Raw genomic sequence first — 6,000 nt, 5'->3', positions numbered from 1 at the left:
TACTCTATCCAGCTGAGCTATGAGCGCGCAGTTTTTAATATTCTAGTCTTAAAAACTAAGACCGATATATGGGCATTACCCAACACCCAAGATACTTGTCGTTACCAACAACATCTTAGACGATAAATAGTGGCGCGTCCTGGAGGATTCGAACCTCCGACCGCCTGGTTCGTAGCCAGGTACTCTATCCAGCTGAGCTAAGGACGCGCAGGGTGTGAAGCATATCACACTAAATTTATTTCAGAACAAAAAAATTGACCGTTGGTCAATAAATGGCGGTGAGGGAGGGATTCGAACCCTCGATGCGGCTACAAACCACATACTCCCTTAGCAGGGGAGCGCCTTCGGCCTCTCGGCCACCTCACCGCATTATATTCACATTCAATAACTTGCTCTAAAACAAGAGAAAGAATATGGCGCGTCCTGGAGGATTCGAACCTCCGACCGCCTGGTTCGTAGCCAGGTACTCTATCCAGCTGAGCTAAGGACGCACTTTGTTCTTTGTTTGGTTGCTAACCCAAACAAGGCAAGAATGGCGGTGAGGGAGGGATTCGAACCCTCGATGCGGCTACAAACCACATACTCCCTTAGCAGGGGAGCGCCTTCGGCCTCTCGGCCACCTCACCGCATTATATTCACATTCAATAACTTGCTCTAAAACAAGAGAAAGAATATGGCGCGTCCTGGAGGATTCGAACCTCCGACCGCCTGGTTCGTAGCCAGGTACTCTATCCAGCTGAGCTAAGGACGCACTTTGTTCTTTGTTTGGTTGCTAACCCAAACAAGGCAAGAATGGCGGTGAGGGAGGGATTCGAACCCTCGATGCGGCTACAAACCACATACTCCCTTAGCAGGGGAGCGCCTTCGGCCTCTCGGCCACCTCACCGTCTTGCGGAGGCACATATTACGATTTACCAAAAATATGTCAAACATTTTCTTGGCAAAAATAGCAAAAACCAAGTCAATCGTTGCCTATTTAATCAAAGCGCTATGAAATTACACTTTTATTAAAAAAAGCTTCTCTTAAAAACAAAAAAGGCTGGCGAATGTGCCAGCTCTTTTGAGAATTAGTAGTTGCCAGTTGCAACGTTACCATTGCCCTTTTCAGCTTGAATGCGCATGTAAATTTCTTCACGGTGCACAGATACTTCTTTCGGCGCATTTACACCAATACGTACTTGGTTACCTTTTACGCCTAAAACAGTAACAGTGACTTCATCACCGATCATTAGAGTTTCGCCAACACGACGAGTCAAAATTAGCATTCTTTGCTCCTTGAGTAATCTCTGAATTATCTTGCAGTTACACTATTATCCAACAGAAGTTATATTTTGGTAAACTCTGTTGGCAGTTTATTAACCTAAAGATACTTGCCTAGGTTGAAAATCTAATAGTTCGTCAGAAGTTATAAAAGCCTCATGCAAAATATTAGCTGCTGAATTAACACTTTCTGGACTTAACATAAGCATGAATGATTGCGAAGTCGTTGAAACATAATGAATATTTATGTCGTGTTCAGCCAGTAATGCAAAAGATCGGTCAACAAAGCTCGGGGCTTGTAAACCTACTGTGGTTAATAAACTCACATGTTCACTATTACGGATTTTGTCACTGAACACCAGCTTCAACTTAGCACAAGCATCAAGTTTTATGACCACTCCTGCCCAATCTGTATCCTCGATCACACTCCACACCTCAATACCCAACATTTGACAATGTTTCTGCAGGCTTGAAAGCGCGTCATGCTCAATGGAAATCAAAGCCATATCTCTTTGAATGGCGATACCACAGACAGGTTTTGTTCCCAGTTCACCTTTAATCAAACTACCTTGATTAACATCAAAAGTAGACAAGACACGAAGTGGAACCGCATTGTCCCATGCGTACTGAACACAAGGTAAATGTAAAACTTTTGCACCCTTACGTGCCATTTCTTCCATAGATGGAAAATCTACTACATCTAATTTCTGCGCATTGGGTACAACTCTTGGATCACAAGAGTACACACCATCTACATCAGTGAAGATTTGGCATTCGTCAGCCTTGAGAGCTCCGGCAAGTGTCACAGCACTTGTATCTGAGCCACCGCGCCCTAACGTGGTGATGTCCCCATTCTCATTAACACCTTGAAAACCCGCTACTATAACAATTTGGTCTTGTTCTAGTAGCTCAAAGATCGTTCGTGTATCAATGTTCTTAATCGTCGCGTCATTATGCAGATTATCTGTCACAATGTTCGCTTGAGCTCCGGTTAATGAACGAGCAGCAAAACCTAATTTATTTAAAGTCATTGCTAACAGTGCCATAGACACTTGTTCACCAGCAGAGAGCAAAACATCAAGTTCTCTTGCAGTTGGTACGCTATCGACTTGCTGAGCTAACGCCACTAATCGATTCGTTTCACCCGCCATTGCAGATACAACTACAACAACTTGATTACCATCATTTTTCGCCTTTATGATGTGTTCAGCTACCGTATGGATTGTTTCAATGGAACCCATAGAAGTTCCGCCAAACTTTTGCACGATAAGGGACTTTTTCACCAGTATTCACCTTCCCAAGACCGAAGTCTCATACGCACCAACTCGTTTATCCAACCGATAAATTCGTTAAGTAATAACAAAAACAAAACCAAGCAGATAACTGAGCGGAAAACTCCACCCAATTAAACCACTTGGTCAATGGAATTAAACATACGCCAGTTTAAGGTAAAACTGACGTAGCTAATTAATTTATAAGCGTTCTTCTAGCCAAGGCTGAACAGTTTGCATAGCCGCAGGTAAAGCTGATACATCTGTACCACCAGCCTGAGCCATATCAGGGCGACCGCCGCCCTTACCACCAACTTGTTCTGCAACCATCTTAACTAAATCACCTGCTTTAACTTTGCCAGTCAGGTCGTTAGTTACACCAGCAATAAGGCCGACTTTGTCGTCCGCCACATTGGCCAGTAGAACAACACCACTACCAAGTTGATTCTTAATATCGTCAACCATGGTTCTTAGATTCTTACTGTCTGCGCCTTCAAGACCAGCGATAAGAACTTTAGTGCCGTTGATAACTTGAGCTTTGCCCATGATGTTGGCACTTTCAGCCGCTGCCATTTTATCTTTCAGCTTCTGAATTTCTTTCTCTAACGCTTTCGCTTTGTTAGCCGCTTCAACAAGCTTCTCTTCGTACTTGAGTGTTTGAGCATCGATAACATCTAATGCTGATTCACCAGTAACCGCTTCAATACGACGGATACCCGCTGCGATACCACTTTCAGAAGTGATCTTGAATAGACCGATATCACCCGTATTTGATGCGTGAATACCACCACACAACTCAGTTGAGAACTCACCCATTGAAAGAACACGAACTTGGTCATCGTATTTCTCACCGAACAGTGCCATCGCACCTTTCTTCTTCGCTGATTCGATATCCATGATGTTCGTTTCAATCACGTGGTTACGACGTACTTGTTCGTTAACCAAACGCTCTACTTCTTTCAGCTCTTGAGCCGTTACCGCTTCAAGGTGAGAGAAGTCAAAACGCAGACCTTCAGGTTTCACTAAAGAACCTTTCTGAGTCACGTGTTCACCTAATACTTGGCGAAGTGCTGCGTGTAACAGGTGAGTCGCTGAGTGGTTAAGAGACGTTGCTTGACGACGTTTAGCATCGACAATCGCAATAACTTTATCGCCTTTAGCAAATACACCTTCAACAAGCACACCGTGATGAGCAAAAGCATTGCCCAATTTCTGAGTGTCTTCGACTTTGAACAAACCTGATTCAAGTTTCAGTACACCAGCATCACCACACTGACCACCTGATTCTGCATAGAAAGGTGTTTCGTCTAGTACAACAATCGCTTTATCACCGGCAGACAATGAATCAACTTCGTTGCCTTCAACGAACATAGCAGTGATAGTGCCCTGACCTTCTGTTGCGCTATAGCCACAGAATTCAGTGCTGCCATCAACTTTGATTAACGTGTTGTAATCAGTGCCAAATTGACCCGCTTCACGAGCACGTTGGCGCTGCCCTTCCATTGCCACTTCGAAGCCTGCTTCGTCAATAGTGAAGTTACGTTCACGAGCAACGTCGTTGGTTAAATCTGCTGGGAAACCGTATGTGTCATACAGTTTGAATACTGTTTCACCGTCAAGCTCATTGCCTTCTAGGTTATCCAGTGCTTCATTTAGAATAGCCATACCGCGGTCAAGTGTGCGGCTGAAGTTTTCTTCTTCAATGCGAAGTACTTTCTCTACCACAGCTTGTTGCTTCTTAAGCTCTTCACCTGCCGTACCCATAACATCAGCCAGTACAGAAACAAGTTTGTAGAAGAAAGAGCCCTGAGCACCCAGTTTGTTGCCATGACGAACTGCACGACGAATGATTCGGCGCAGTACATAGCCACGGCCTTCGTTAGAAGGCATAACGCCATCTACGATTAAGAATGCACATGAACGGATATGGTCAGCAACAACGCGCAATGACTGGTTAGAAAGGTCGTCATGACCTGTAACTTCAGCGGCTGCTTTAATTAGTGTTTGGAATACATCGATTTCGTAGTTTGAGTGTACGTTCTGCATAATTGCAGAGATACGCTCAATACCCATACCCGTGTCCACAGATGGCTTAGGTAGTGGTTCCATCGTGCCATCAGCATGACGGTTGAACTGCATAAATACGTTGTTCCAGATCTCGATGAATCGGTCACCGTCTTCTTCTGGAGAGCCCGGAGGACCGCCCCAAATATGATCACCGTGATCGTAGAAAATCTCTGTACATGGACCACATGGACCAGTATCGCCCATCTGCCAGAAGTTATCTGATTCATACGCTTTACCGCCAGGCTTGTCGCCAATGCGGATAATGCGTTCTGCCGGAATACCAACCTGTTTGTTCCAGATATCGAATGCTTCATCATCCGTCTGGTAAACCGTTACTAGCAGACGCTCTTTTGGTAGTTGCAGAACTTCAGTCAGAAATTCCCATGCAAAGTTGATGGCATCTTCTTTGAAGTAATCACCAAAGCTGAAGTTACCCAACATTTCAAAGAATGTGTGGTGACGCGCGGTGAAACCCACGTTCTCTAAGTCATTGTGTTTACCACCAGCACGAACACAGCGCTGAGCTGTTGTGGCGCGAGTGTAAGCTCGTTTCTCTAAACCTAGGAAACAATCTTTAAACTGGTTCATCCCTGCGTTAGTGAACAGCAAGGTAGGATCATTAGCAGGCACCAAAGACGAACTGTCGACGATTTGGTGACCTTTACTTTCAAAGAATGAGAGGAACGCGCGGCGAACCTCATCCGTGCTCATGTACATGCAGCTCTTCCTGAAATACTCAAGTTAGAATTTTGCGCTATTGTAAAGCATGGATAAGAGTTCGCCTAGTTTTCTTAAAGAAAAGACGAACAAGAATTGAAATTTAGCGGGATGTCATGAAGTTAAATGACTAATAGAATTGAGACGAGTGACAGCAAGCGACGGAGCAATTGGTGCTCAGTTACCGCCTTCTTCATCAGCACTCAAAGCATAGTTTATTTGGTCGAAGTTAAAGCCACGATACTGAAGGAATCTTACCCTCTTCGCGTACTCTTTTTGATCTTGAGTCATAACCTGTTTGAACTTCTTTTCTGCCGTTTGCTTCGCTAACTCAAACCAATCGACTTCTTCTTGTTCTATTGCACTACTAATCGCATCATTTTCAACGCGTTTCTGTTGCAGCTCCCGACGAATTCGTCTTTCTCCATGCCCTTTCGCAATATGTTGTCTAACTTGGCTTTGCGCAAAACGCTGATCATCTAAATAACCGTGCTCTTTACAATAGATAACGGCTTGTTGAACTTCCTCTTCTTCAAAGCCTTTCAACAATAACTTTTGCCAAAGCTCGAACTCGCCGTGATCACGTCTTGTCAGCAGATACAAAGCACGCTCTTTGCAACTCATTTTATTGGGGCTTGAATACATAACACCTCAACGATCTCACCTAAATCTGAGTAATAAAAAG

General features: G+C 44.3%; 4 protein-coding genes and 6 tRNA genes. All 10 read right to left on the bottom strand.

Features of this window, described 5'->3' with window-relative positions; all coding sequences use genetic code 11:
- Positions 1–130 precede the first annotated feature (130 nt).
- Positions 131–207 (bottom strand) — tRNA-Arg (locus tag HUO09_RS21100).
- A gap of 66 nt (positions 208–273) precedes the next feature.
- Positions 274–366, bottom strand: a tRNA-Ser gene (locus tag HUO09_RS21095).
- 48 nt (positions 367–414) lie between these two features.
- Positions 415–491 (bottom strand) — tRNA-Arg (locus tag HUO09_RS21090).
- A 42-nt stretch (positions 492–533) separates the two neighbouring features.
- Positions 534–626, bottom strand: a tRNA-Ser gene (locus HUO09_RS21085).
- A gap of 48 nt (positions 627–674) precedes the next feature.
- Positions 675–751 (bottom strand) — tRNA-Arg (locus HUO09_RS21080).
- 42 nt (positions 752–793) lie between these two features.
- Positions 794–886: transfer RNA gene (locus HUO09_RS21075), tRNA-Ser, on the bottom strand.
- Positions 887–1,067: 181 nt separating this feature from the next.
- Positions 1,068–1,265 (bottom strand): carbon storage regulator CsrA, encoded by a 198-nt coding sequence (csrA, locus tag HUO09_RS21070; protein ID WP_021712262.1) that lies wholly within the window; start codon positions 1,263–1,265, stop codon positions 1,068–1,070.
- A 90-nt stretch (positions 1,266–1,355) separates the two neighbouring features.
- Positions 1,356–2,543, bottom strand: coding sequence for an aspartate kinase (locus HUO09_RS21065; RefSeq protein WP_167412437.1), 1,188 nt, complete (start codon positions 2,541–2,543; stop codon positions 1,356–1,358).
- A 189-nt stretch (positions 2,544–2,732) separates the two neighbouring features.
- Positions 2,733–5,315, bottom strand: coding sequence for an alanine--tRNA ligase (gene alaS / locus HUO09_RS21060; RefSeq protein WP_188235223.1), 2,583 nt, complete (start codon positions 5,313–5,315; stop codon positions 2,733–2,735).
- Between the two features lie 177 nt (positions 5,316–5,492).
- Positions 5,493–5,960, bottom strand: a complete 468-nt coding sequence (recX, locus tag HUO09_RS21055) for a recombination regulator RecX (RefSeq protein ID WP_188235222.1) — start codon at positions 5,958–5,960, stop codon at positions 5,493–5,495.
- Between the last annotated feature and the right edge of the window lie 40 nt (positions 5,961–6,000).

The organism is Vibrio sp. Y2-5 (assembly GCF_014596725.1).
Lineage (GTDB): Bacteria > Pseudomonadota > Gammaproteobacteria > Enterobacterales > Vibrionaceae > Vibrio.
The sequence above is the reverse complement of the archived record's forward strand: the minus strand, read 5'-3'. Positions and strand labels throughout refer to the sequence as shown.